This is a genomic window from Prochlorococcus marinus XMU1406 (genome assembly GCF_017696055.1).
In the GTDB taxonomy this organism is placed as follows: domain Bacteria; phylum Cyanobacteriota; class Cyanobacteriia; order PCC-6307; family Cyanobiaceae; genus Prochlorococcus_A; species Prochlorococcus_A marinus_W.
The window spans coordinates 182,961-208,024 of the sequence record NZ_JAAORG010000003.1; the positions used below are offsets into that span (position 1 = coordinate 182,961).

At 32.5% G+C, this 25,064-nt stretch carries 27 protein-coding genes, 3 tRNA genes and 1 other RNA gene; 22 read left to right on the plus strand and 9 right to left on the minus strand.

Annotated elements, in window-relative coordinates; translation table 11 throughout:
- Positions 1-463: 463 nt before the first annotated feature.
- The 3 genes from HA149_RS07290 (at position 464) to HA149_RS07300 (ending at position 2,976) form a co-directional block, all read left to right on the plus strand.
- A tRNA-Leu gene (locus tag HA149_RS07290) sits at positions 464-545 on the plus strand.
- Positions 546-550: 5 nt separating this feature from the next.
- The gene (locus HA149_RS07295) at positions 551-1,726 is read left to right on the plus strand and encodes an aspartate aminotransferase family protein (protein ID WP_209114432.1); all 1,176 of its coding nucleotides are present in this window, start codon (positions 551-553) and stop codon (positions 1,724-1,726) included.
- Between the two features lie 11 nt (positions 1,727-1,737).
- Entirely contained in the window at positions 1,738-2,976 is a 1,239-nt protein-coding gene (locus tag HA149_RS07300; RefSeq protein WP_209114434.1) for a bifunctional folylpolyglutamate synthase/dihydrofolate synthase, read from the plus strand.
- Here the strand turns inward: HA149_RS07300 and HA149_RS07305 are convergent.
- Entirely contained in the window at positions 2,966-4,312 is a 1,347-nt protein-coding gene (locus HA149_RS07305) for an FAD-binding oxidoreductase (RefSeq protein WP_209114436.1), read from the minus strand. The two genes, HA149_RS07300 and HA149_RS07305, sit on opposite strands and share 11 nt — an antisense overlap.
- A 38-nt stretch (positions 4,313-4,350) precedes the next feature.
- Positions 4,351-5,586 (minus strand): amidohydrolase family protein, encoded by a 1,236-nt coding sequence (locus tag HA149_RS07310; RefSeq protein ID WP_209114438.1) that lies wholly within the window; start codon positions 5,584-5,586, stop codon positions 4,351-4,353.
- A 129-nt stretch (positions 5,587-5,715) separates the two neighbouring features.
- Between HA149_RS07310 and HA149_RS07315 the strand changes: the two genes are divergently transcribed.
- The 6 genes from HA149_RS07315 to ftsZ all read left to right on the plus strand — a co-directional run bounded on the left by HA149_RS07315 (position 5,716) and on the right by ftsZ (position 10,771).
- Positions 5,716-5,788: transfer RNA gene (locus tag HA149_RS07315), tRNA-His, on the plus strand.
- Between the two features lie 71 nt (positions 5,789-5,859).
- Positions 5,860-7,254 carry a tRNA (N6-isopentenyl adenosine(37)-C2)-methylthiotransferase MiaB gene (gene miaB, locus HA149_RS07320; RefSeq protein WP_209114441.1) on the plus strand — a complete coding sequence of 465 codons (1,395 nt, stop codon included), beginning with the start codon at positions 5,860-5,862 and terminating at the stop codon, positions 7,252-7,254.
- An 11-nt stretch (positions 7,255-7,265) separates the two neighbouring features.
- Positions 7,266-8,333, plus strand: a complete 1,068-nt coding sequence (locus tag HA149_RS07325) for a D-alanine--D-alanine ligase family protein (RefSeq protein ID WP_209114443.1) — start codon at positions 7,266-7,268, stop codon at positions 8,331-8,333.
- Between the two features lie 10 nt (positions 8,334-8,343).
- The gene (locus tag HA149_RS07330; RefSeq protein ID WP_209114445.1) at positions 8,344-8,754 is read left to right on the plus strand and encodes a hypothetical protein; all 411 of its coding nucleotides are present in this window, start codon (positions 8,344-8,346) and stop codon (positions 8,752-8,754) included.
- A complete protein-coding gene (locus tag HA149_RS07335; protein WP_209114447.1) occupies positions 8,751-9,476 on the plus strand; it encodes a cell division protein FtsQ/DivIB in 726 nt (241 codons plus the stop codon). Before HA149_RS07330 ends, HA149_RS07335 begins: the two co-directional genes overlap by 4 nt.
- Before the next feature lie 179 nt (positions 9,477-9,655).
- Positions 9,656-10,771, plus strand: a complete 1,116-nt coding sequence (gene ftsZ / locus HA149_RS07340; protein ID WP_209114449.1) for a cell division protein FtsZ — start codon at positions 9,656-9,658, stop codon at positions 10,769-10,771.
- 12 nt (positions 10,772-10,783) lie between these two features.
- Here ftsZ and ffs read toward each other — a convergent pair.
- An RNA gene (ffs, locus tag HA149_RS07345) (signal recognition particle sRNA small type) lies at positions 10,784-10,880 on the minus strand.
- A 47-nt stretch (positions 10,881-10,927) separates the two neighbouring features.
- Here ffs and panB point away from each other — a divergent pair.
- The gene (gene panB / locus HA149_RS07350; protein WP_209114451.1) at positions 10,928-11,701 is read left to right on the plus strand and encodes a 3-methyl-2-oxobutanoate hydroxymethyltransferase; all 774 of its coding nucleotides are present in this window, start codon (positions 10,928-10,930) and stop codon (positions 11,699-11,701) included.
- A 302-nt stretch (positions 11,702-12,003) separates the two neighbouring features.
- Entirely contained in the window at positions 12,004-12,216 is a 213-nt protein-coding gene (locus tag HA149_RS07355) for a DUF3721 domain-containing protein (protein ID WP_245154715.1), read from the plus strand.
- A gap of 165 nt (positions 12,217-12,381) precedes the next feature.
- Here HA149_RS07355 and hemW read toward each other — a convergent pair whose 3' ends face one another.
- Positions 12,382-13,611, minus strand: coding sequence for a radical SAM family heme chaperone HemW (gene hemW, locus HA149_RS07360; protein WP_209114453.1), 1,230 nt, complete (start codon positions 13,609-13,611; stop codon positions 12,382-12,384).
- A gap of 96 nt (positions 13,612-13,707) precedes the next feature.
- On the opposite strand from hemW, the gene HA149_RS07365 reads away from it, so the two are divergent.
- From HA149_RS07365 to HA149_RS07395, 7 genes are all read left to right on the plus strand, one after another.
- Entirely contained in the window at positions 13,708-14,817 is a 1,110-nt protein-coding gene (locus HA149_RS07365; protein ID WP_209114455.1) for a PIN/TRAM domain-containing protein, read from the plus strand.
- Between the two features lie 40 nt (positions 14,818-14,857).
- Positions 14,858-15,520, plus strand: a complete 663-nt coding sequence (locus HA149_RS07370; protein ID WP_011376956.1) for an ATP-dependent Clp protease proteolytic subunit — start codon at positions 14,858-14,860, stop codon at positions 15,518-15,520.
- Between the two features lie 24 nt (positions 15,521-15,544).
- Positions 15,545-16,156, plus strand: a complete 612-nt coding sequence (locus HA149_RS07375) for an ATP-dependent Clp protease proteolytic subunit (protein WP_209114457.1) — start codon at positions 15,545-15,547, stop codon at positions 16,154-16,156.
- A 110-nt stretch (positions 16,157-16,266) separates the two neighbouring features.
- Entirely contained in the window at positions 16,267-17,256 is a 990-nt protein-coding gene (ilvC, locus tag HA149_RS07380; RefSeq protein ID WP_209114460.1) for a ketol-acid reductoisomerase, read from the plus strand.
- Entirely contained in the window at positions 17,244-18,272 is a 1,029-nt protein-coding gene (gene cbiB, locus HA149_RS07385; RefSeq protein WP_209114463.1) for an adenosylcobinamide-phosphate synthase CbiB, read from the plus strand. The genes ilvC and cbiB overlap by 13 nt, the downstream gene beginning before the upstream one ends.
- Positions 18,273-18,313: 41 nt before the next feature.
- Positions 18,314-18,559 (plus strand): chlorophyll a/b-binding protein, encoded by a 246-nt coding sequence (locus HA149_RS07390; RefSeq protein ID WP_209114465.1) that lies wholly within the window; start codon positions 18,314-18,316, stop codon positions 18,557-18,559.
- Positions 18,560-18,561: 2 nt separating this feature from the next.
- The gene (locus tag HA149_RS07395) at positions 18,562-18,774 is read left to right on the plus strand and encodes a hypothetical protein (RefSeq protein ID WP_079292620.1); all 213 of its coding nucleotides are present in this window, start codon (positions 18,562-18,564) and stop codon (positions 18,772-18,774) included.
- Here HA149_RS07395 and HA149_RS07400 read toward each other — a convergent pair.
- From HA149_RS07400 to HA149_RS07415, 4 genes are all read right to left on the minus strand, one after another.
- Positions 18,769-19,026 carry a hypothetical protein gene (locus tag HA149_RS07400; RefSeq protein WP_209114467.1) on the minus strand — a complete coding sequence of 86 codons (258 nt, stop codon included), beginning with the start codon at positions 19,024-19,026 and terminating at the stop codon, positions 18,769-18,771. The two genes, HA149_RS07395 and HA149_RS07400, sit on opposite strands and share 6 nt — an antisense overlap.
- A 58-nt stretch (positions 19,027-19,084) precedes the next feature.
- Positions 19,085-19,327 (minus strand): hypothetical protein, encoded by a 243-nt coding sequence (locus HA149_RS07405; RefSeq protein WP_209114469.1) that lies wholly within the window; start codon positions 19,325-19,327, stop codon positions 19,085-19,087.
- 54 nt (positions 19,328-19,381) lie between these two features.
- On the minus strand, positions 19,382-19,639 hold the full coding sequence (locus HA149_RS07410; RefSeq protein ID WP_245154716.1) for a hypothetical protein: 258 nt from the start codon (positions 19,637-19,639) through the stop codon (positions 19,382-19,384).
- A 190-nt stretch (positions 19,640-19,829) separates the two neighbouring features.
- Complete coding sequence (locus HA149_RS07415) at positions 19,830-20,105, minus strand: HU family DNA-binding protein (RefSeq protein WP_002806330.1); 276 nt, start codon at positions 20,103-20,105, stop codon at positions 19,830-19,832.
- A gap of 73 nt (positions 20,106-20,178) precedes the next feature.
- On the opposite strand from HA149_RS07415, the gene HA149_RS07420 reads away from it, so the two are divergent.
- Together HA149_RS07420 and HA149_RS07425 are read left to right on the plus strand one after the other, a co-directional pair.
- Positions 20,179-20,418, plus strand: a complete 240-nt coding sequence (locus HA149_RS07420) for a hypothetical protein (protein ID WP_209114473.1) — start codon at positions 20,179-20,181, stop codon at positions 20,416-20,418.
- 312 nt (positions 20,419-20,730) lie between these two features.
- Positions 20,731-22,764: a glycogen debranching protein gene (locus tag HA149_RS07425; protein WP_209114475.1), complete on the plus strand. Its 2,034-nt coding sequence runs from the start codon at positions 20,731-20,733 to the stop codon at positions 22,762-22,764.
- A 1-nt stretch (position 22,765) separates the two neighbouring features.
- On the opposite strand, the gene HA149_RS07430 is transcribed toward HA149_RS07425, so the two are convergent.
- Positions 22,766-22,836 (minus strand) — tRNA-Gly (locus HA149_RS07430).
- Between the two features lie 112 nt (positions 22,837-22,948).
- Here HA149_RS07430 and HA149_RS07435 point away from each other — a divergent pair.
- Together HA149_RS07435 and HA149_RS07440 are read left to right on the plus strand one after the other, a co-directional pair.
- On the plus strand, positions 22,949-24,295 hold the full coding sequence (locus HA149_RS07435) for an MFS transporter (RefSeq protein ID WP_209115347.1): 1,347 nt from the start codon (positions 22,949-22,951) through the stop codon (positions 24,293-24,295).
- 9 nt (positions 24,296-24,304) lie between these two features.
- Positions 24,305-25,060: an MlaE family ABC transporter permease gene (locus HA149_RS07440; RefSeq protein WP_209114477.1), complete on the plus strand. Its 756-nt coding sequence runs from the start codon at positions 24,305-24,307 to the stop codon at positions 25,058-25,060.
- The last annotated feature ends 4 nt before the right edge of the window (positions 25,061-25,064 follow it).

Sequence of the window (25,064 nt, forward strand, 5' to 3'; positions counted from 1 at the left end):
CAACCCAAAAATAATAACAACACTACTAAAAAGCGATTAGACCAAATTTTATTCAAACCATTAAAATTAAATTCATTCATGCCCAGGTTCCACTATTTGATCCGAATGCTGTCAATATAGTCACTGCAACAAAGAGATAAGGAACGAATTTAAAAGATAATTTTTTTGCTTGAGTTTTGGACATTTGTTTTTTATCAAATATAACACAATATTACTAATTATGAAGCTATCCCCCTCAAAAAAGACTTTAACTCGGATATAAGCGCAATAATGTGTCATAACTGTTTAAATTTTCATTTTTTACCTTATTTCTTGTCAGCAAATTCAATAAATATAATTATATGTTTTTATCGAAAAGATTAACAATTAACAAACTTTATCTTGATCACTTTTCCTTGACCAAAATAATAGTCAATAAGGTGATTTTTGTTATAATAAAAAAGTTGATTTTTTCAAAAGCCTTGGGAGCGTGGTGGAATTGGTAGACGCACCGCACTCAAAATGCGGCACCTTCGGGTATGTCGGTTCAAGTCCGACCGCTCCCACTTTAATGAACACTTATAGTCGGTTCGATATATCTTTCAAAAAAGGAAAAGGTTGTTGGCTTTGGGACAAAACAGGTAAAAAGTATCTTGATGCAGTCGCTGGTATAGCTACTTGTAGTCTTGGACATAGCGATAGAGTTTTAAGAAGAAAGCTATCAACTCAACTTAAAAAGATTCAGCACATTTCAAATCTCTACAACATTGAAGAACAAGAACAATTAAGCAGAACTTTAACGAATATGAGTTGTGCCGATAGTGTCTTTTTCTGCAATAGTGGTGCTGAAGCGAATGAATCAGCAATTAAATTAATTAAAAAATATGGAAATACAACAAATAAAGGTAAAGAATCATTTATTCTCGCTGCAGAATCCAGCTTTCATGGAAGGACGCTGGCAGCCTTGAGCGCTACTGGTCAGCCCAAATATCAAAAAGGTTTCGAACCCATGATTAAAGGATTCAAATTTTTTAAATTTAACAATTTTGATTCGGTAAAAAAATTATTTGAAGAGTGTGAAAATAATGATCAAAAAATTTCTGGCGTTTTAGTTGAACCAATACAAGGAGAAGGAGGCGTAATTCCCGGAAGTAAAATATTTTTTAAAAGCCTAAAAGGTATATGTGACAAATATAATTCTCTTCTTATTTTAGATGAGGTCCAAAGTGGAGTAGGTCGAACTGGGAAAATGTGGGGTTATGAGAATTTAGGAATTGAACCTGATGGATTCACCCTTGCTAAAGGATTAGGCGGAGGTCATGCAATTGGAGCATTATTAGTAAAAGAAAAAGCTAACATTTTTTCTCCAGGAGATCATGCAAGCACTTTCGGAGGGAACCCATTTGCTTGTAAGGCTGCCCTAACTGTATTAGAAGAAATAAATAGAAGAAATCTTATCAATAATGTTTATCTAAGAGGGGAACAACTAAGTGCTGGGTTTAAAGAATTGTCAAAAAAATTTCCAAATATTATTAGTGGGCAAAGAGGTTTAGGTCTAATACAAGGTCTTGTGATCAATGATGATTATGCTGATGCAAAAGAAATTACATTAAAAGCTTTTGATAAAGGATTACTCGTAGTTCCTGCAGGAGGAAACGTTGTGAGGATTGTCCCACCATTGGTTATATCTCGAAGAGAAATTAATATTCTTTTGGATAAGCTAAATTCAATTTTTGAAGAGTTATAGCAATTTAAATTTTGAAAAATGCAAATTTAAAAATTTTTGAATTACTATCACCCGAATATGAAAGGGATAAAATCAAGTTAGGTTTATCAAGAATTAAAAAAGCACTTCAAGAACTTGGTAATCCTTGCAAAAATATCCCTGCAATACAAATTATTGGGACCAATGGTAAAGGATCAATCGCGGCATATTTAGAAAGTGTACTTTTTGAAGCTAAAAAGAGTTTTGGTGTAACGACATCTCCTCATCTTTTTGACATATGCGAGAGGATTAGAGTTAATAAAAAAAATATTGACAAAACTGATTTTGAAAAAATCTATAGATCAATAGAAAAGAAATTTTCAACATTTGAATTAACTCCTTTTGAAAAAATCATTTGCTGCGCACTGAATTTTTTTGACAATGAAAAAGTTGAATTGCTTATTCTTGAAGCTGGCTTAGGGGGCAGATTAGACGCTACAACAGCCCATAAATATAGGCCAATAATTGCTATTGGGAATATTGGCTTAGACCATAAAGAATTTCTTGGAGATACGATTGAAAAAATTGCTAAAGAAAAGTTAGCAGTTATTGAAAAAAACTCAATTGTCATTTCCTGCAAACAAAATAGTCAAGTTGAAAATTTAATAACCAAAAAAGTTGAAGAGGTTGGAGCAACAATTATTTGGAAAGATTCAATTTCAACTAGCTATGAGCTCGGTTTAAAAGGAATTTTCCAAAAGCAAAATGCTTCAGTAGCCGTTGGAGCAATTGAAGCGCTGAATAATTTAGGATTCAATATTAAAGAAAAACACATTTCTGAAGGCCTTAAAAAGACAACTTGGAAAGGAAGGCTTGAAATAATAAATTATTTCAACAAAAAAATTCTTGTAGATTGTGCGCACAATTATCCTGCTGCAAAAGCACTCTCTAATGAGCGAAGTAATTGGGAGAATGAAGATGAAGGAATTTATTGGATTTTAGGTGTCCAAAGACAAAAAGATATTTACGCAATTTTAAAAACACTTCTAAAGAAAAATGATCACTTATTACTTGTCCCAGTTCCAAACCAACCTAGTTGGCAACTAAAAGATCTCTATCAAATTAAAGAAATTGACTTTCAAAAAACTATTGAATTTAAAACATTTGAGCTTGCCATTGAGTATTTATTTTCCCTAGAAAAATGGCCACATAATCATCCTGTTCTAACAGGTTCTATTTTCTTAGTTGCTGAATTTATTAAATTTGCAAAAAACAGAGCTGTTAAATATTAAATTGTTCCTTTATTTTCCAACCTTCCAATTTCCCTGGATTTAGTAGCCCTTTAGGATCAAATTTTAATTTTGCTTTTACTTGATTTGCATCCACCACTCCGAGACCTCCTCCTTCGACAGTTAAAACATGGGGATTAAAAATAAACGCCCCAAGTTTCTTACAATCCTCCATTATTTCATTTAATTCTTCAACCCCATTCCACTTTAATACAGGCAAAGCCGCTAACCGCGGTGATCCTTGCTGAGCAACTGCCTCTAAATGCCAAAGAATTTTTTTACCCCATTTTTTTCTCAAAAAATTAATTAATTCTATTTCATTATTAAGTGGCAAAAGCATCTGTAAATATGTCCAATTTTTATCCCTAGACCTCATATGAAGAGTTGTATGATTCCATACGACTTCGGAAATTCCATTGACGAGTTTTTCTTCCTCCCCTAGGAGGGAAGATTTAACATTGAATTTTTCACAAATCAGCTTGATCGTTTTTGTCCCTCCAAGAGTGGATTGAACTAATATTTTGTGGCTTCTATATTTACTTTTAAACCATTTTGGCATTTGATCTACAATTTCTTCTTCAAGAATTGCGCCGAGTTTCAGATCAATTGCGGCGCTGGTAAGAGTTTTTAATATTTCTATTGTTTTTTCAAATTCAATACAGTGGATAACTATTGAATACCACTTACGTTTGATATCTGTAGCAAGTAATAAAGAGGTAATTATTCCATTAGTTCCATAAGCATGATTTAGAGGTTCGGATTCTTCAGCATCAAATTTGTATAATTTAGGTTTTTGATTCATCGTTATTGCTTCTAAACCAATAAGATTTCCTGGATCCCTCAAAAATCCCCACCTAATAGACCCAATACCCCCTGATCCACCTGCAATAAAGCCCCCAATTGTAGCGGTTTTCCAAGTACTAGGGAGCAACCTCAATTCCCTCCCATATTTCTCTAATTGTTTATTCAAATCTCCCATGACACATCCAGATTGTACTTTCACAAAACCTGTATCTGGATCAAATTCTTCTAACTTATTAAAGTAACTCATCTGCATTACAACTCCTTTAAACAATGGGACAGCTTGTCCATAATTACCTGTACCTGAACCCCTTAAAGTGAGAGGGATAGAAAATTCCCAACAAATTTCTGCTACTTTCTTCACTGCGTTATGATCACTAGGTCTTACCACCAAATCAGCAATACATTCATCTAATTTTTCAGTAAGGATTGGCGAGTAGTTATAAAAATCTTTTGAAAGTCTTTTTACGTCTGATTGGCTTTCGATAATCTCTAAGTCTTTGATTTCCCTAAATTTGTCTATAAATTTAAACGTCATTGATAAAGTTTCTTATGTTTTGTATATAAATTAGCCAATTAGCAATATAAATCGCCTCTTATAAATACTTTTCTATTTAAAGTGCTCGAAAAAACATCTGCCCATCTTTGTGCATCTAAAATTACAAAGTCAGCAGGGCAACCCTTTTTAATTAAGCCATCCCATTTTAAGTTTAATAATCTACTGGGAGCTAAAAAAATAGAAGATAGAGTCGTTCTCTCCCAGGGATTTAGTTGAAGCATAGGTATCGAACAAGACAACATATAAAAAGGGTCAAAATTACCAAATGGGTACCAAGGATCTTGAACGTTATCACTACCTAGAGATACATCCACGTGTGATTTTTGTAATTGTTTTATTGGCGCAACTGGTCTTTTTAATGAGGTAGTTTTATTACTTCGATTGAGCAGCCAAAAATTTGTTAGGGGTAAAGCAATGACCTTAATATTTCTCTCAGCCATTTTTTCTCCTAAATTTAAAATCTCTCTTTGACTTAGAGAAATGAGACTACTTAAATGACTACAGGTAATCGGAATACTATTAATTTTTAAATTGTCTATTGTCTCCAATAAAACTTTTATTCCTGCTCCAGGCTCAATAATTGATTCATCTATATGTAAATCAATTTCTAATTTATATTTACTCGCTAGAAGAAGCATCTTTGAGAGAAATTTACTTGTATCTTTTTTATTAAAAGGGGGAACAATAACACTCCCTAAAATTCCGCCATGAGTGGAAAATTTTTTTGCTAAATCTTCTCCTTTAGAAGTATCCCAGAAATCCAATGGAGCTAAAGCAACGAATTGCAATGTCAATTCAGAAGAAAATTTTTTTTGTAATTGAAAAAGTTCAATCCAAACATCAATCGATTGACTTTTGTACGTATCAATATGACTTCTTATAGCTCGGTATCCATTTTGTATGGCAAGGTTTAATGATTTCTCAACTCTCTCAAGAACCTTATCTGTAGTTCTATTTCTATGTTCTTTAAGATTTTCTGATAATGCTCCTTGATAGTTTGATTCCAGATTAGGAAATTTTTCCCATGTAAAAGATTTATCAAAATGCGAATGCGTTTCAACAAATCTTGGGAATAAAATATTTTTTGGCTTTGAAACTTTATTTTTTAAAGGCTTTAATTCAGAAACAAATCCATCCTCCCAACTGATGCGTACTGAACATAAATCCTCAACATCAATAATAAGGTTTTCAAAATCTTCTATTAAACAAAGGATTCTGGGAATTAGAACCTCAGCTGTGCCGGAATTACTCAAATTTTTTAATTTTCTTTTATTTTAAAACATAAGAAAACTTTACTGAATTAGAAAATAATTCAAATTTCGCTAAAAGATAAAAATAACTATGAAAAATTACCCTTGAGTTGTTAAATTTATAAATGTGAGGCGGGCGTCGCCAAGTGGTTAAGGCAGCGGCTTGTGGCGCCGCTATTCGGGGGTTCGAATCCCCTCGCTCGCCCTCAAAAAAATTGCAGCAAAATTATTTAACTTGTAATTTTGAATTAAAGAATCATAAAAATTAATAGTAAAGTGCTAACAAAAACAAAACCAGACAAAAAATTTTTTGAAAAGAATTCATCTACTGGCAGTTATTGGATAACCACTTTTGGATGCCAAATGAACAAGGCTGATTCTGAGAGAATGGCTGGGACGTTAGAGAAAATGGGATACACCAGAGCAGATAATGAATTAAAGGCCGATTTGGTCTTGTACAATACATGCACTATTAGAGATAATGCAGAGCAAAAAGTGTATAGCTTTCTAGGAAGACAAGCAAAAAGAAAGCACAAAACACCTAGCCTCAAACTTGTTGTTGCAGGTTGCCTTGCTCAGCAAGAGGGAGAATCCTTATTAAGAAGAGTCCCAGAACTTGATCTAGTAATGGGGCCTCAACATGTAAACAACCTTGAGAATCTTCTGGGGAAAGTTGACTTAGGGAATCAAGTTGCTGCTACAGAGGAAACCTTCATTTCTGAAGACATAACAAGCGCCAGAAGAGAAAGCTCTATTTGTGGCTGGGTAAATATAATTTATGGATGTAATGAAAGATGTTCATATTGTGTAGTTCCCTCTGTTAGAGGGAAAGAGCAATCAAGATATCCAAATGCGATAAAAAGTGAGATACAAAAATTAGCTGATGATAATTTTAAAGAAATTACTCTTTTGGGTCAGAATATTGATGCTTATGGTAGAGATCTTCCAGGAACTACAAAAGAGGGAAGAAAAGAAAATACTCTAACTGATCTTTTATATTTTATTCATGATGTTAAAGGAATTCGCAGAATAAGATTTGCTACAAGTCATCCAAGATATTTTTCAAAAAGGTTGATTCAAGCATGTTTCGAACTTGATAAAGTTTGCGAACATTTCCATATTCCCTTCCAAAGTGGAAATGATGAAATTTTAAAGCAAATGTCCAGAGGATATACTGTCAAAAAGTATAAAAATATTATCGATAATATAAGATCATTAATGCCAGATGCATCGATCACAGCCGATGCAATAGTTGCTTTCCCAGGAGAAACCGAGCAACAATATCAAGATACATTAAAGCTAATTTCAGAAATTGGCTTTGATCAAGTAAATACAGCTGCATACTCTCCACGGCCAAACACTCCTGCAGCAGTCTGGACTAATCAACTTTCTGAAGAGGTTAAAAAAGCTAGATTGCAAGAAATTAATGATTTGGTCGAGAAAACTGCTAGGAGAAGAAACCAAAGATACATCAATAATATCGAAAGTGTTTTAATTGAGGGTTTAAATCCAAAAAATTCCTCGCAAATTATGGGTAGAACAAGAACAAATAGATTAACTTTCGTAGAAATTCCCAAAAACATTAACTTTAATTTTTCATTGGGAGATGAGATAGATGTCAGAATAAATGAAGCAAGACCTTTTTCTTTAACAGGCGCACTTTATTTATAATTTTTTTCTAAATGATCTGGGAAAAGAAAAAATGTATTGGGTTAATATTTGGTGGGCATTCCAATGAACATGAAGTATCGATATCCTCTGCAAAAACAGTGTTTCAAGCATTTAATTCGGAAATAAACAAAGAACGCTTTGAAGTTAAAGCCTTTTACATAAACAAATATGGCGATTGGCTTGATAGTGATAATTCAAAAAAAATACTAATTGGTGAAATTGAAAATAATAAAACAAAAAAGCAAGAGATTTTTAATCAAGAAAAAATTAACTTCTTGGAAGGAATTGAATTTCAAAATGTTGATGTTTGGTTTCCTCTTTTACATGGATTTAATGGCGAAGACGGTTCAATTCATGGCTTACTGAGATTCACAAAGAAACCTTTAGTCGGATGTGGAATTATAGGATCTGCACTTGGAATGGATAAAATATTGATGAAAACAATTTTCTCAAATCTTAAACTTCCACAAGTTAATTATCTAGTTTTTCAAAATGAAGATTTCAAAGATAAAGAAGTAAAAAATAATTTAATAAGTGAAATTTTAAAAAAATTAAATTTTCCTGTTTTTGTTAAACCTTCTAACTCTGGATCATCTCTTGGCATCTCAAAAGTCAAAGATGAATCAGAAATATTACAAGCATTAGAAAAAGCTTGGGAAATAGATCCAAGAATCTTAATTGAGGAAGGTTTAGAGGTAAGGGAGATTGAATGCGGAATAATTGGAAATTCAAAACTTTTAAGCTCTGAGATAGGCGAAGTAAATTACGAAAGTGAATGGTATGATTACGATTCAAAATATTACTCAAATAATAAAATAATTATCCCAGCCGAAATAGATTCTAAGATCACAAAAGAAATTAAAGAAATTGCTATTAAAAGTTGTAGAGCACTAAATATTTTCGGTTTTGCAAGAGTAGATTTCTTTTTAGAAAAATCTACTAATAAAATTTTTTTAAATGAAATAAATACAATTCCCGGATTTACAAGACAGAGTATGTTTCCAATGCTTTGGAAAGCTTCAGGTTTAAAAATTGAACAACTTGTGGCTAAACTGGTAGATATATCTTTAGATTTGTAATTTAACTCAAATGTTGCATGGACTTCTTTGGTTACCATTACTTTTAATCTTCATTTTATTAACTGCACTTGGATGGTTAGAAAGAAGAAGGCAAAATCTTTTCAGAAGCTGGGCGAGTGATTCTGAACTGTGCAAGTTAGATAGTTCAGGCGCAGCGTCTTTAAAAGATGGGGAATTAAAGTGGAGCGCATTTGAAGCTGGTAAATTTGAAGAAAAAGATAGTTTTACAATCAAGAAACTAGAGTTAGTTGAATTAATGGCACTAACTTCAGGAGAAGCTCCTCTAACAATTGAATCTCAAGGCAAGTGCAGGTTAAGATTAGTAGGCGATGGGAAAGAGATGGATGTACCATTTTCAGATGCAGAGCAGGCGAGAAAATGGATGGACCAATTGATGGAAAAAGCTCGATGTGATTTGTGAAAAACAAAAAACCAGTCAAAAATAGAAGCTTTTTTTTTCTAATTTCATTTTTATTTTTAACAACCTTATTAAGCATAAAAACTCTTAAAAAAGTTGATATTCAAGATATTAGGATTTATGGCAGTCAATTATTTTCGCAGAATGATTTAGTAAATAATTCATCTTTAGAATTACCCATCCGATTAATTTTTATTAAAACTAATTTATTAGAAAAAGAATTAAAACAAAATTTATCTCTCAAGAATGTTTCGCTAAACAGAGAATTATTTCCTTTTGGTTTGAAAGTTATTATCAATACAACAACTCCAATAGCTTACGGCGAAAGAATATTTAACGATGAAAAAATATTAGGCTTCATTGATAAAGATGGAATTTTTATAAATAAACAAAATGTGGAAGAAAACAATTTGAAAAAATTAACCATACAAGTTTTTGGATGGAAAGAAGAATTTAAAAAAATATTATCTGAAATTTTCATTGCTCTTGAGGATTATGAATTTGAGATTGTTAAAATAACTTTTTCTGCCGATGGATTTCTAACTGTTGAGGAAAAACATTTAAAAACAATATTTTTAGGATCTAAACCAAATTTAATTAACTATCAATTGCAAATAATGAATAACCTAAAAAATGAATTTAAGAAAAATAGCTTTTCAAATAAAATTGATAATATTGACTTGACTAATCCAAATAAACCAAAAATAAAAGTGTTCAAACCCTAATATTTGAAAAAGAATTTTGAAGAATTTTTTTTAATTATTGTAGTGTTGATATGGGTTTTGCATTCAAAACAAAATATTTAATAAATAAATATTTTTAGGATTTTCGTCAACAAATTCCTACAGATGAGCTCAGTAAGTTCATAATGCAGCCAATACTAGTATTAGATTCCTATTAAGAGATGAGCTTCGGTAACAATCCAAACTTTGATCAATCGAAAGAAATCCTTCCAAGCCAAAACGCCAAAATAGAAGTTATTGGTGTAGGTGGTGGTGGCAGTAATGCAGTCAATAGAATGATAAATAGTGACTTAGAAGGAGTTTCATTTCGAGTCCTCAATACCGACGCACAAGCCCTATTACAGTCTTCTGCAGAGCGTAGGGTCCAACTTGGACAAAATCTTACTAGAGGTTTAGGTGCAGGGGGGAATCCAAGTATTGGGCAAAAAGCTGCAGAAGAATCTAAAGAAGAGCTTCAACAAGCTTTAGAGGGATCCGATCTAGTTTTTATAGCCGCTGGAATGGGTGGAGGAACCGGTACGGGAGCAGCTCCGGTAGTTGCAGAAGTAGCTAAACAAAGTGGTGCTTTAACAGTAGGGATAGTAACCAAACCTTTTTCTTTTGAAGGGAAAAGAAGAATGCGTCAAGCAGAAGAAGGAATTGCAAGACTAGCGGAAAATGTTGATACTCTTATAGTTATTCCAAATGACCGATTAAAAGACGTTATTGCTGGCGCTCCCCTTCAAGAAGCATTTAGGAATGCTGATGATGTTTTAAGAATGGGCGTCAAAGGTATCAGTGACATAATTACTTGCCCAGGATTAGTTAATGTTGATTTCGCAGATGTAAGATCAGTCATGACGGAAGCAGGCACTGCTCTTCTCGGAATAGGCATTGGTTCAGGAAGGTCGAGAGCTTTAGAAGCAGCACAGGCAGCAATGAATAGTCCTTTACTAGAAGCAGCTAGAATTGATGGAGCTAAAGGCTGTGTTATAAATATTACCGGTGGCAAAGACATGACTTTAGAAGATATGACCTCCGCATCTGAAATTATTTATGATGTTGTTGATCAAGAAGCAAATATTATTGTTGGTGCAGTGGTTGATGAGGCAATGGAAGGGGAGATTCAAGTTACTGTAATTGCTACAGGATTTGAAACATCCCAACCATTAAATCAGCAAAGAATAAAAAATAGATTATCTAATCAACCCTTATATAATTTTTCAGACAATAAAGAATCGGGAGCCAGTATTCCTGAGTTCTTGAGATTAAGGCAGAATAAAAAAGATATAGGTTAAAAGGTAAAATAGAGTGACTCGGTTATCTCGCCTGCCTCAAGCATCCCTTGTGGCTGCTACCTTCCGGTCCTGACCAGGTTTAGGCGTTAAAACCGCGAAAGGCCGAGTCAAAAACATATTAGCAATTCTTGATTAAAAAAGATACATAAATTTATTATGTTACCTTCAGACCTAGTTAATTATAAAAAAAAATCTCGCAAAATCATTGCACTAACTGCATGGGACTCCATATCAGGATCTATCGCAGAACAAGCAAATGTTGATCTCGTACTAGTAGGAGATTCATTAGCAATGGTCTGCTTAGGATATAAATCGACATTGCCATTAACTTTAGAAAACATAATTTACCACACGAATGCTGTTTCAAGAGGATTTAAGAAGAAAATTGAGGAACAACCTTTAGTCGTTTCAGATATGCCTTTTCTGACTTACCAATGTGGTGAGGATAAAGCTGTTGAGTATGCAGGGAAAATCATACAAAGCACTTATGCAAAAGCTGTAAAAATAGAAGGAGCTGAACCAGAAATACAGAAAGTTATTTCTAGATTAATAAGAATGGGAATCCCTGTTATGGGTCATATAGGTCTTACACCACAAAGCTATCTAAATATTGGATTAAAAAAACAAGGAGAAAGCTTAGCAAGCCAAGAAAAAATTAAGAAAGAGGCTTCAATTCTTGAAGAATTAGGGTGTTTTTCAATAGTTCTTGAACATATTCCTGATTTGCTTGCTAAAGAAATACAAAATTCTTTAACAATTCCCATAATAGGTATCGGTGCAGGTAATTATTGCGATGGCCAAGTAAGAGTTACTGCAGATTTATTAGGCCTCAATGATGATCAACCACCATTTTGCCAACCGATTATCCAAGGAAAGAAATTATTTAAGGATAAATTAAAAGAATGGGTAGACTCTGAAAGGCTTAACTAATAAACCCCATTTTGTCATAAAGTCTAATTCCTTAGGAACATTGTATTTCCATAGGTTTAGTAGGATATATATTATCTTTTAATCATTTCATTTTTTTCTATTTTTAATATTTAAAAATAAGTTTGTATAGTTTGCAATAACTAATAAAAGCAAAAGGAATGTATTAATAGACATTTAAAAAGAGAGTCGTTATAACCTGTAATTTAGATCTACTGTCAATCGATGGATTTTGTTTCAAAATTTATTTTTTACAAATTTCAAAAGATATTTAAGACTATATTCCTTTGATTAATAATTTGATTTTGAAAAACTCTATTTCTCTTATTCCTTTTCTTTCGATGATAATTCTTACATTGGGATGTTCAAATAAACCAGCAGAAAAAGAAATGAAAATGCCAATGTTATTTGATACCAGAGAACAGGCAGAAAAAGAAGCCTATAAATTTGGTTGCGAAGGAGCTCATCAAATGGGAAATAAATGGATGCCATGTAGTATGCAAAAACATAACCATTAAAACGAGTGCTTAATCTCTCCAATTTTTATCAACTTAGAATTAATTTTTTGCCGAAATTTGCTTCACCTTTTGTTAAAGAAGTTTTTGAGGGAATTTATTTTATTATCTGTAATTCCCATAAAACAAGTGATGGCAATAGTTTTAGCCATGACAAAATGGGCATTGTTAATCTAAATTAATGTCATCCCACCACTTAAACAATGCAACAAGAACTTGATTGCTTAGTTCCATTCCATTAGGCTCACTTAAAAAGAATCTATTCCCCTTTCTTACTAATAGTCCACTTTCAAGAAATCTTTGCCATTCTTCAAGCAATTTACTAAAGTTGCTTTCAAATTTTTTGTTTTCCCAGTTTTGTTCTTTAAAAACTTCTTTGATATCTACACCCTCTTTGAGTCTTAATCCCAACATTATTTTCTCATCAAGTTCTTTATAGACAAACTCCTTATTAGTCAAGGATGAATCTAAATTAAATTCGTATTGTCTAGTTACCCATTCTTTATATTCTCTACTAACTCTTGGTCTAGTTAACTTTTCCCCCCATGGCGAACTAGTGGAACCTTGACCAAAACTCCACCAGCCTAAACCACTCCAATAAACTCTATTATGTCTCGATTGATGTCGCGGAAGGCAATAGTTTGAGATTTCATATCTTGAATACCCTGCGTTTTTCATGATTAAATGGGTTGATTCACTATTTTTAAAAGCTTCTTCATCACTTGGGAGTTTTAATTTTCCTAAATTAACTAATTTTTTAAAAACAGTGCCATTTTCAATATTTAAATCGTAAATAGATAGATGCGGTGGTGAAAATGTTATTGCTTTTTTTAAGTCATCTTGCCATTCTTTAAATCCACAAAGTGGCAAGTTTTGAATTAAATCTAAACTCCAGCTTTTTATTAACCCAGAATCATATTCTCTCTTCAACCATAAACAAGATTTTTCTGCATCTTCTTTCAAGTGACGCCTTCCCGACTTTTGAAGTATCTGATTATTAAAACTTTGTACTCCGAGACTAAATCTATTTATCCCAGCATTTATGAATCCAAAAAGATCATCTTGAGTAAAACTAGCTGGATCAACCTCCATAGTGATTTCAGCACCATAATCAATTCCATAATTTTCTTTAAAAAGATCAATTAATTCTTTGATTTGGGTTGGATCTAAAATTGATGGTGTACCACCTCCTACATAAATTGTCGATAGAGGTGATTTATGCTTAATTGATAATATTTCTTTATATAAAAATTGCAAATACTCTTGAACAGTTTTGCTTCCGTAACCTTTTAAAGTTTCAACCTTGTTTCCTAATGGAATAACTGCAAAATCACAATAAAAACACCTTCTGTGGCAAAAAGGAATGTGTACATAAGCACTTCTTGGAAACTTATTCATAATCTAAATTAATTTTTATACTCCAAAAAAGTTTTAAGGATTGAAAAAAATAAAATCCTTATTTACTCAATTAATAAATCCTAGTAGATTATAGATATGACAGATATCTTAGTATTAATTTTATTTGTTTTGTCTGGGGCTGCTTCAGGATGGCTTGGTGTTGATTTATTGCCAGTAGACGTACTCAAACAGGTATCTAATGTAGAGGGTTTTAGAATTGTTTTAGCAATAATTGGTTTTTTTGTAGGATTAGCAGCTGGTTTTGTATTTCTTCAACTTAGAAAAACTTTTCTTGATCAAATAAGAACAATGCCAACGGACTTACTAATAAGTAGGTCCGTCGGTCTAATTTTAGGATTACTTGTTGCGAATCTTTTACTTGCTCCAATACTATTAATCCCCTTTCCTAGAGAGGTTTTTTTCGCAAAACCTTTAGCAGCGATATTAAGCAACATTTTCTTTGGTGTTCTTGGTTATAAGTTGGCAGATACCCATGGAAGGACATTATTGAGATTATTCAATCCCAATAATACTGATGCATATCTAGTCAATGAAGGAATCCTCCCTGCTGCAAGTCCAAAAATTCTAGATACTAGCGTAATTATTGATGGAAGAATCAATGGCCTACTAAGTTGCGGCTTATTGGAAGGGCAATTAATTGTTGCTCAAAGTGTAATTGATGAATTACAAACTTTAGCTGACTCAAGCAGTAATGAAAAAAGGTCGAAAGGAAGAAGAGGTCTCAAGTTATTAAAAGAATTAAGAGATCTATATGGGAGAAGACTTGTAATAAACCCAACAAAGTATGAAGGTAATGGGGTAGATGAAAAACTCTTGAAAATTACTGAGGATATGACAGGAACTTTAATTACGGCAGATTATAATCTTTCTCAGATTGCTGAAGTTAAAGAATTAAAAGTTATGAATTTGAGTGATTTGGTTATTGCCTTAAGGCCAGAAGTACAACCAGGAGAATCACTTAATATAAAAATCGTTAGAGAAGGCAAAGAAAAAATGCAGGGTATTGGATATTTAGATGACGGCACAATGGTTGTTATTGATGAGGCAAAGAATTTTGTAGGAAGCAGATTAGATATTGTTATCACAGGAGCATTACAAACTCCCACTGGAAGAATGGTCTTTGGAAAACTAATAAATGATCCTGAGTCAAACAAATCTTTTAAATCACCAGCGACACAGGGCTAAATCTAGCTAGAATCAGTTCAATCTTAATTTTGTGATACAAATGACTGTATCTGCTCCTTATTACGGAGAAAACACCGTGATGAGGACCCCGCCCCCTGATCTTCCCTCTCTTTTACTGAAAGAGCGAATTGTTTATCTTGGTTTACCATTATTTTCAGATGATGATGCGAAAAGACAACTAGGAATGGATGTTACTGAGCTAATCATTGCTCAACTTCTTTATCTAGAGTTTGAGGATCCTGAAAAACCAATCTATTTCTATATAAATTCAACTGGAACAAGTTGGTACACTGGTGACGCAGTTGGTTTTGAAACAGAAGCTTTCGCTATCTGCGATACAATAAGCTACATTAAGCCTCCAGTACACACAATATGTATCGGACAAGCAATGGGGACAGCTGCAGTTATCCTTTCATCTGGCACTAAGGGGCAAAGAGCCGCTCTTCCACATGCCTCTATTGTTTTGCATCAACCTATAAGCGGAGCGAGAGGCCAAGCAACGGATATCCAAATTAGAGCTGAGGAAGTTTTGAAAAATAAAAAATCAATGCTGGAGATTTTATCTCGTAATACTGGAAAGACTATTGAAGAACTCTCAAAAGACTCTGACAGGATGAGTTATCTCAACCCCCAAGAAGCACTAGATTATGGAGTTATCGATAGAATACTCACAAGTCAAAAAGATCTACCAAATAAAATTTAACACTCACAAAACTATTTTAAAATCATGCCAATAGGAACTCCAAGCGTGCCTTACAGACTTCCAGGAAGTCAATACGAAAGATGGGTTGATATTTATACAAGACTAGGTGTTGAAAGAATTCTTTTTCTTGGACAAGAAGTAAATGATGGTATTGCTAATAGCCTTGTTGCACAAATGCTTTATTTAGATTCTGATGATAATTCCAAACCTATCTATCTGTATATAAATAGCCCAGGAGGATCAGTAACTGCTGGCTTGGCTATATATGACACTATTAAATATGTAAAAAGTGATGTAGTAACCATATGCGTAGGCCTCGCAGCCTCCATGGGAGCGTTCCTATTGGCCGCTGGCACAAAAGGGAAAAGAGTTGCTTTGCCTCACAGCAGAATAATGATTCATCAACCCTTAGGAGGGACATCTCAACGTCAAGCAAGTGATATTGAAATAGAAGCTAAGGAAATTTTAAGAATTAAAGATATGTTAAATATGTCTATGGCAGATATGACAGGCCAATCATTTGAGAAAATTGAAAAGGATACTGATAGAGATTATTTCCTAAGTGCGGAAGAAGCAAAAAACTATGGCTTAATTGATAGAGTAATTTCACATCCAAGCGAAGCAAATCAGTCTTAAATTTTCTAAATAAATATTTTAATTTTAATTTTTAAATTAATAATTTTTTGGTTTATTTACACCTTTAATGTCTAAAATATTAATTATCAAATGCAAAGAAGCTACAACTAATGACCCAACTCTTTTACGACACAGATGCAGATCTAAGTCTTTTAAATAATAAAACAATAGCGATTATTGGATATGGTTCACAAGGACATGCACATGCCCTAAACCTTAAAGATAGCGGAATGGATGTAATTGTTGGATTATATAAAGGAAGTAAGTCTGAAAGCAAAGCTATTAACGATGGTCTACAAGTATTTAGCGTTTCTGAAGCTTGCGAAAAAGCAGACTGGATTATGATTCTCCTCCCAGATGAGTTTCAGAAAGATGTTTACCTTAAAGAAATAGAACCAAACTTAAAAGAAGGAAAGATATTAAGTTTTGCTCATGGCTTCAATATAAGATTCGGACTTATCAAACCTCCTAGTTTTGTGGATGTTGTAATGATTGCCCCAAAAGGACCTGGACACACTGTTCGTTGGGAATATCAGAATGGTCAAGGAGTTCCAGCATTGTTTGCTGTAGATCAGGATTCTTCCGGAAATGCAAGATCATTGGCGATGGCTTACGCTAAAGGGATTGGCGGAACAAGAGCTGGGATTCTTGAAACAAACTTCAAAGAAGAAACAGAAACTGATTTGTTTGGAGAACAAGCGGTTTTGTGCGGAGGATTATCAGAACTCGTCAAATCAGGCTTCGAAACTCTTGTAGAGGCAGGCTATCAGCCCGAACTTGCTTACTTCGAATGCTTACATGAAGTCAAACTTATTGTTGATTTAATGGTGAAGGGAGGTTTATCTCAAATGAGAGATTCAATTTCAAATACTGCAGAATATGGAGATTATGTAAGTGGTAAAAGACTTATCAATAGTGATACAAAGAGAGAAATGCAGAAAATTCTAAAAGATATTCAAGATGGAACTTTCGCTAAGAATTTTGTGGAAGAATGCGATAAAAACAAGCCCTTAATGACAAAATTAAGAGAAGAGAACTCAAAACATGAAATTGAGAAAGTAGGTAAAGGTCTGCGCTCGATGTTCAGTTGGCTGAAATAAATTTATTTTTAATATTCCTCGGATCGATTGGTTTTGATTTATTGATCGGCGATCCAAGATTCTTAATCCACCCAGTCCAAGTAATTGGCTTTTACATAAAAAAAATATCTGATTACCTCATAAATAATTTTGGGGAAAATAAAAATATATTATTTTGGGGAGGTTTAATCGTAGCTATATCAACCATTGGGATGAGTTTTGGTTTAGGTAAATTGATAGAACTCAGTTATGTGCAATCAAGAAATAATTTTTTTGGTGGATTGCTAATTTTTTTTGGACTTTCAAGTTGTATTGCAACTAAGGGACTTATTTCAAGTGTGAAAGAGATTGCAGAGCTAATAGAACGCGAAGAAATTAATGACCAAAATAAGAGAATAATCAAAGAGAAGGTACAAAGGATAGTAAGTAGGGATGTAAGTTCATCTTCTTTAGAACATCTTTTGAGATCAAGTACAGAGAGTCTTACCGAAAATTCTGTTGATGGAATATTTGGGCCATTATTTTGGATTTTTATTGGAATTTTTTTTATGAAATTTTCAAATTTTCTGCCAGGTCCTTTATCACTTGGTTTTTCTTATAAAGCCATAAGTACTTTAGATTCAATGATAGGTTACAAATATGATTATTTTAGATATTTAGGTTTTTTCAGTGCAAAAGTCGAAGATATTTTTACTTTTGTTCCTTCAAGATTAGTTTTAATCACATTACCTTTAGTTAGTCCCAAAATTAATGAGTATGGATCAATCATAAAAAAAAGCTATCTTGATGGTAAAAAATATGATTCGCCTAATGCTGGGATTTCAGAAGCTATATTTGCTTATATTTCTGGTATTAAATTGGGTGGAAAAAGTAAATATAAAAATGAGATTATTGAAAAGCCAATGATCAATGAGAATGGAGATAATTGCACTGGAGAGAAAATTAAATTAATTTGTCAATTAATTTTGAGATTACAATTTTTATGGATAATAATTTTTGTCTTAATTTTTTTTATAATTTCAACTTTAATTAAATAATAAAATAGTTTTAAAATTACTAGTATAATCATTAAAAGTCTATGCAAGAAAACGGCTCTCCAATAGAAAATCAAAATGATGATTTTACTAATACATCATCAACTGATAATGAATACTCAAAATGGGTAGACAATCAGGGAGATGAAGTAAAGAATGTTTTTGGATTTAATAGAAGTGCTGAACTTGTAAATGGTAGAGCAGCAATGATCGGATTCTTAATGCTCATATTAACCGAGTTAGTTTTTAGCGGCAGACCTGTTACTTCTTCAATTTTTGGTATTAATTAAAAATGGAAGCAAAAAAATCTAATCCAATAAAAGTTTTCTTATACATATCTGTATGGGTAATTATTTGGGGCACTATAGGATCTCTAGTCGATTTTCCTCTATATAAAAATAAAATCTACTTAGAAGGAAGCATATATCAATATCTTACTTTCACAGTTACAGCGATTATTTCTATTATATCTGCAAAGTTTTTTTATAAGAAAATTGATTTATAAAAACTTGTACCTAAATTTCTTAATAATTTTTGCTGGTTCTTTACTTTCATTGGACTCGTAAAGTATCCACTGATGTGTCTCAGTATCATGATCACAACCATAATTTCCAGATGGGTTATCGTAACTTGAAAGATATGAATGACAATTTTGGTCTGCCTCAAAAGCGGAGTCATAACCTGTTAGAAAATATATCAAAAATAGAACAGTTATAAACAAAAAAAATACTTGAGAAACTAAATTAACTACCTTCATAAGATATTCTAAAATTTAAATATATCATCTAATAAAATTTTTCGATCTAAAAATATAGCTAACGACCAACATTAAATACAAAGTCATGGAATGCTTGATTCTTTAAATACAGGATGACCAGCAATACTAAAATCATATTTAAGCCTATTACTATTGATCCAAAAATATTAATTTGTTTTTTACCTGGCAAAGTGTAAGTAAATTTCTTGCCTTTAAGAAAACCAGCTAAGCCTTTTTTTTCTTTTATTTGAGTATTTTGAGTATTATTCTTAACTTCATTATCAGAAAAACCTTTTACCATTACAAATTAAATAACAAATTTATAATATTCCAAAAAAATAAATAATTTTAATAATTAACAATTTTTAATCACATATGGGATCATTAATGAAATTCTCTCATTTGAGAAATTATTAAAAAAATAAGCTTCAATAATTTCCGTTTGCAGCCCCAATAAACTTGATTGACATTTAAATCTATTTTGGTCAAATACTACTAATTGAAATTTTTCTATTTCAGAAATTAATTCTTTACATAATTGGGTTCGAGAATCTTTAAAACAATCACTAGATTGTTTTAAAATCTTAGACTTTGTTGGTATTGTTTCAGCCATAACAAAATTAGATAACAACAAAAATTTCAAGAATAAAATAGTTAAACATTTCATTACTTCTTAAAATTTTAAAATTTTGGATGCCTTGTTAAGAGTGTTGGACATTGAGCTAATTGCATTTTATTGCGATAAAAAAAAGATGCCCTACAAAGAGCACCTTTTTATTAAAGAGAGAAATAGATTTAAAAGATTACCCTTGAACTCTATCCTTAAAAAGTTTACCTGCAGAGAATGTTGGAACTCTTTTAGCGGGTATTGCTATTTTTTCGCCTGTCTTAGGGTTTAATCCCTGTCTTGCAGAACGATCTCTTGGTTCAAAAGAACCAAATCCTAGTAAAGAGACTTTTTTGCCTTCCACTACTGAATCAACAATAGTTTCAATAGCTGCATCAACAACTAAAGAAACATCCGTTTTTGTGAGCTCTGTACGAGCTGCAACAAGATTTACTAAATCAGCTTTGTTCATTGAAATTTAAATTAAAGCTAAGGGTTAAAAAAAAAGATTTAAATCAGTTTTAAACCTTGAACTTTCATATCATATGGAGCAAATACAAATACGGCAACCGAAAATGCCGGCGGCGCAAAGCTTTATACAAATTTTAGGGACATTTTTAGCAAAATTATTTATTTTTTATAGCCGTGCTTTTTCATTTATAAAAAATAGCCTCTTCATTTATAGAACAGCAAAAAGCATTGGTAGCACTGAATTTAGCATTAAAAATCTAACTACATTTAGCAAAGAGGGAAAATATCAAAGGGGGGTGAATTTAAGAATTTGAGCTATTTATTATGTTTTATTAATTTTCAGATATATTTCCTTCTCATCACATGAAAAAACACAATTTGTATTTTGAAATCAAGAAAAATCTGGTTTTCTCATTATTAAACTTTCTCTATAAATCGTTTTATGCACTGAGCAGATGGATGAAGAAATTGTAATTAATTAGAAAATTAATACTCTCCAAGATCTAATAAAGTTGATTAGTGAAGCCTTAAATTTGAGTTTTTTTTTTAATTTTGCATCTATTATTCAAATATCAATAATTTAAATAAATTACCTCAATATTTAACTAATCAATGATAGAGAGAAAGTGATTCATCTCAATAAAGGTAACCCATTTCCTTTAGGGAGTTCTCTAACTTCACAAGGGGTTAATTTTTCCTTAATAGCCACAAATGCAGAATATGTAGAAATCTTACTGTTTGAGAAAGAGGACTCTATTTCCCCAAAAAGCATATTCAAATTAGATCAGACTCATAATAAGGGTCCTTACTGGCATGCGGAAATAAAAAATCTATATGAAGGTTGTATTTATGCTTTTAGAGTGAAACAAAAAAATAATGAAATTAATAATAACTATGAAAAAAAAGTATTACTTGATCCATGTTCAAGGGGTATTACCGGATGGGAAAGTTATAAAAGAGAAAATGCATTAAATACGCAAGAAAACACTAATTCTTGTCTTAAAAGTGTTGTTTGCGATAGAAAATTATTTAATTTTAAGGATTATCCAAGACCGAAACATTCTTGGGAAGAAACAATTATTTATGAACTCCATATCAAAGCTTTCACTGAAACAACTGATAAAGATGAAAGTTGTTTTAAGAAATTTTTAAAAAAAATTCCGTATCTCAAAGAACTGGGTATAACAACAATTGAATTACTTCCAATTTTTTGTTTTGATCCTAATGATGCCCCAAATGGTCTAAAAAATTTTTGGGGTTATAGTCCAATTAATTGGTTTACTCCACATTTTGAATATCTTTCGAATGAATCAGCTGAAAAGAATAGAGAGGAATTTAGAAGATTTGTAGAGGAATGTCATAAATCAGAAATTGAAGTCATCTTAGATGTTGTATACAATCACACTTCCGAAGGTGATTCAAAAGGACCAGCAATATCCTGGAAAGGTATAGATGAAAATCTTTATTACTTTATTGGAAAAGATAAAAATTATCAGGACGTCTCCGGATGTGGTAATACTATTGCAGCAAACAGAGGATTAGTTAGAAAACTAATAATTGAATCATTAAAATGTTGGGCGAGTGAATTAGGAGTTGATGGTTTTAGATTTGATTTAGGAATTGCCCTATCAAGAGGAGAAAATCTTTCACCGCTTGATAATCCTCCAATTTTTGAAGATATAGAATGTGAACCAGAACTTATCGATATCAAGTTCATAAGTGAGCCATGGGATTGTGGTGGTTTATATAAATTAGGTGATTTCCCATCTAAGAATACTTTCACTTGGAATGGTCATTTTAGAGATGACTTGAGGAGATTTTGGAAGGGGGATAAAGATACAGCTTGGAATATGAGCGATAAAATAAAAGGTACTCCATCTATTTATAAAGAAGATAATATTTTCCCAAAATCAATAAACTTTATTACTTCACATGATGGATTCACTCTAAAAGATTTAGTAACTTTCAATAGAAAACATAATTTTGCCAATAGAGAACAAAACAGAGATGGTGATAACCATAACAATTCTTGGAATCATGGTACAGAGGGACCAACTACAAACTTATTAATTAATGATTTAAGAAAAAGACAACAAAAAAATCTTATTCTTAGTTTACTTATCTCTAAAGGTGTTCCAATGATACTTATGGGTGATGAGATAGGAAGATCACAAGGCGGTAACAATAATTCTTGGTGCCAAAATAATTTATTGGGTTGGATGAATTGGGAACATGGTCAACAAGATTTGGAATTATTAGAATATTTTAAATACGTTATAAAAATCCGAAAAAAACTTATAAACATTTTTAATCCATCATTCTTCCCTAATAATCAAACCAATGAAAATATGCCAACATATCATTGGCATGGAACAAAGTTAGATAGCCCCGATTGGAGTAGTTGGTCTCACACAGTTGCCTTTAGCATTAACAAAGGCATCACTAACCCGCTGGTCTGGATAGGTTTAAATGCATATTCAAAAAGAATCGATTTCCCTTTGCCGAAATGTAAATATAATTGGTTAAAAGTTATTGATACTAGCATGTCTGAGATTTTTGAACCCTTAACTATTAATGAAAAATCTGTTTCAATAAAGAGCAGAAGCTCTTTATTAATAATTTCAGAAGAAGTATTTGGTGCAAAAAATAATTTACTCTAAAAGCGGGCGGCGGGAATCGAACCCGCATCTTCAGCTTGGAAGGCTGAGGTTTTACCACTAAACCACGCCCGCATTAAGTAATAGAATTACCTTTGCAATAATACATTATCAAACAATCAACAAAGTAAAAAGATTGGAAAATTCACACTCGAAAAAAAATATTACTAAATCAACAACAAGATTAATGTTCTCTTATGGGCTAGGAGATGCAGGTACAGGTTTAGTCGCTACGCAATTTGGTTTTTTTCTGTTCAAATTCTTTATTTCTGCTGGTTTACCAGTAATAATTGCAGGTTCATTATTGATGTTAATAAAGATATGGGATGCAGTAAATGATCCGTTAATTGGATGGTTAAGTGATCGTACTAAATCAAGATGGGGGCCTAGAATCCCTTGGATGGTAGCAGCATCTGTTCCTCTTGGTTTCTCTTTAGCTGCGATATGGTGGACACCCACTGGTTCCGTGCTTACCAAGACTATTTACTATGCCATAATTTCTATAATCGTAATGACTGCTTATACAAGTATTAATCTTCCTTTCGCGGCTCTATCTACTGAAATTTCTGAAAAAACAGCAATAAGAACAAGACTAAACGCATCTAGATTTACCGGCTCAATTATTGCAGGACTAACTGGTTTGATAATTGCTGGAGTTGTATTGGGTTCTGAAGGATCAGCAAATAATGAATATTTTTTAATGGGTAAAATAAGCGGATGTATTGCAGTTGCTGCGACATTAATTTCTTGTTGGGGATTGGCTCCATTCGCAAAAAAAGCAAGAAGGCCTTCAGGAAAAGTTGAAGCCATAACACTTCAATTCAAAAGGATCTTCAGAAATAAAAAATTTCTAAAAGTTATTACTCTTTATATTCTTCTCTGGTGCGCCTTACAATTGATGCAAACAGTAGCGTTAATTTATGTAGAGGATGTACTGAATGTACCAGCATACATTGCGAAGTGGATCCCAATACCTTTCCAAATTAGCGCTTTAGTGGGTTTACAAATATGGACCAGAGTATCAAATAAATTGAACAGGATTTCAGCTTTAAACTATGGAGCGATTTTGTGGATTATTTCATGTACGGCCGCTTTATTTTTACCTTCATTATCAAAAATTTCAGGAGTTGGAGATAGTTTATTCCTTAATGCCGGCAACATATTTCTTTTTATTCTTTTAATTTTCATAATCTGTCTTATTGGCATTGGAGCTTCAACCGCTTTTCTTATCCCTTGGTCACTACTTCCTGATGCAATAGACGAAGACCCAGAGAAACCAGCAGGATTATATACTGCTTGGATGGTACTTATTCAGAAGATTGGTATCGCTTTTAGTGTTCAATTATTAGGATTTTTATTGTATTTATCTGGTTATCAATCATGCTTTGTTGATAAAAATGGTTTAAATATTATTGAACAATGCTACTCAGCACAATTAACTATTAGATTATGTATTGGGTTTATACCCTCAATTTTGGTAATAATTGGTATTTTAATCATGAGAAAATGGGATCGACAATTAATTACAAACTAATATAAATATATGTATTACCCAAATTTTTTCAAAAGACTTCTAAGCAGCTTAATCATTGGCGGGCAAGCAATTAATTTTATCTTTAAGGGTAAAATTTCCAAAAATGATCTTTTTGATCAACTTATGGAGTCAGGTCCTGGCAGTTTATTAATTGTATTAATTACAGGAATTGCCGCAGGTACAGTTTTTAATATTCAAGTTGCATCACAACTTACAAGTATGGGGGTTTCAAGTGAAATTGGAGGTTTATTAGCAGTAGGCATGGCAAGAGAAATGGCTCCTCTTCTAACTGCTACTTTAATGACTGGAAAGGTTGCCACTGCCTATGCTGCTCAACTTGGCACTATGAAAGTCACAGAACAAATTGAGGCAATAACCATGTTAAGGACTGAACCAGTCCAATATTTGGTAGTCCCAAGGTTACTATCGATGGTAATAATGTCTCCAATACAGTGTCTTTTGTTTTTATCAGTAGCTTTATGGAGTGGACAAATTTGGAGCACAGTTTTTTATAAAGTTCCTCCAATAGTTTTTTGGACATCTGTAAGATCAGGTAATGTGAGTTTAACCAGTACAGACTTAACTTCAATGTTAATAAAATCTGTAGTGTTCGGATTACTTATTTCAATCATTGCTTGTGGATATGGACTCACAACTCAAGGAGGTCCAAAAGAAGTTGGAACAAGTACAACAGGTGCAGTTGTAATGACTCTCGTTACTGTATCTTTAATGGATGTATTACTAACGCAAATTTTATTTGGATGATTCT

Coding starts and splice junctions, on each gene's coding strand:
- HA149_RS07295 (WP_209114432.1), top strand. CDS start 551: ATGAACACTTATAGTCGGTTCGATATATCTTTCAAAAAAGGAAAAGGT.
- HA149_RS07305 (WP_209114436.1), bottom strand. CDS start 4,312: ATGACGTTTAAATTTATAGACAAATTTAGGGAAATCAAAGACTTAGAG.
- HA149_RS07325 (WP_209114443.1), top strand. CDS start 7,266: ATGATCTGGGAAAAGAAAAAATGTATTGGGTTAATATTTGGTGGGCAT.
- HA149_RS07330 (WP_209114445.1), top strand. CDS start 8,344: ATGTTGCATGGACTTCTTTGGTTACCATTACTTTTAATCTTCATTTTA.
- ftsZ (WP_209114449.1), top strand. CDS start 9,656: ATGAGCTTCGGTAACAATCCAAACTTTGATCAATCGAAAGAAATCCTT.
- panB (WP_209114451.1), top strand. CDS start 10,928: ATGTTACCTTCAGACCTAGTTAATTATAAAAAAAAATCTCGCAAAATC.
- hemW (WP_209114453.1), bottom strand. CDS start 13,611: ATGAATAAGTTTCCAAGAAGTGCTTATGTACACATTCCTTTTTGCCAC.
- HA149_RS07365 (WP_209114455.1), top strand. CDS start 13,708: ATGACAGATATCTTAGTATTAATTTTATTTGTTTTGTCTGGGGCTGCT.
- HA149_RS07370 (WP_011376956.1), top strand. CDS start 14,858: ATGACTGTATCTGCTCCTTATTACGGAGAAAACACCGTGATGAGGACC.
- HA149_RS07375 (WP_209114457.1), top strand. CDS start 15,545: ATGCCAATAGGAACTCCAAGCGTGCCTTACAGACTTCCAGGAAGTCAA.
- ilvC (WP_209114460.1), top strand. CDS start 16,267: ATGACCCAACTCTTTTACGACACAGATGCAGATCTAAGTCTTTTAAAT.
- HA149_RS07390 (WP_209114465.1), top strand. CDS start 18,314: ATGCAAGAAAACGGCTCTCCAATAGAAAATCAAAATGATGATTTTACT.
- HA149_RS07395 (WP_079292620.1), top strand. CDS start 18,562: ATGGAAGCAAAAAAATCTAATCCAATAAAAGTTTTCTTATACATATCT.
- HA149_RS07400 (WP_209114467.1), bottom strand. CDS start 19,026: ATGAAGGTAGTTAATTTAGTTTCTCAAGTATTTTTTTTGTTTATAACT.
- HA149_RS07405 (WP_209114469.1), bottom strand. CDS start 19,327: ATGGTAAAAGGTTTTTCTGATAATGAAGTTAAGAATAATACTCAAAAT.
- HA149_RS07410 (WP_245154716.1), bottom strand. CDS start 19,639: ATGGCTGAAACAATACCAACAAAGTCTAAGATTTTAAAACAATCTAGT.
- HA149_RS07415 (WP_002806330.1), bottom strand. CDS start 20,105: ATGAACAAAGCTGATTTAGTAAATCTTGTTGCAGCTCGTACAGAGCTC.
- HA149_RS07420 (WP_209114473.1), top strand. CDS start 20,179: ATGGAGCAAATACAAATACGGCAACCGAAAATGCCGGCGGCGCAAAGC.
- HA149_RS07435 (WP_209115347.1), top strand. CDS start 22,949: ATGTTCTCTTATGGGCTAGGAGATGCAGGTACAGGTTTAGTCGCTACG.
- HA149_RS07440 (WP_209114477.1), top strand. CDS start 24,305: ATGTATTACCCAAATTTTTTCAAAAGACTTCTAAGCAGCTTAATCATT.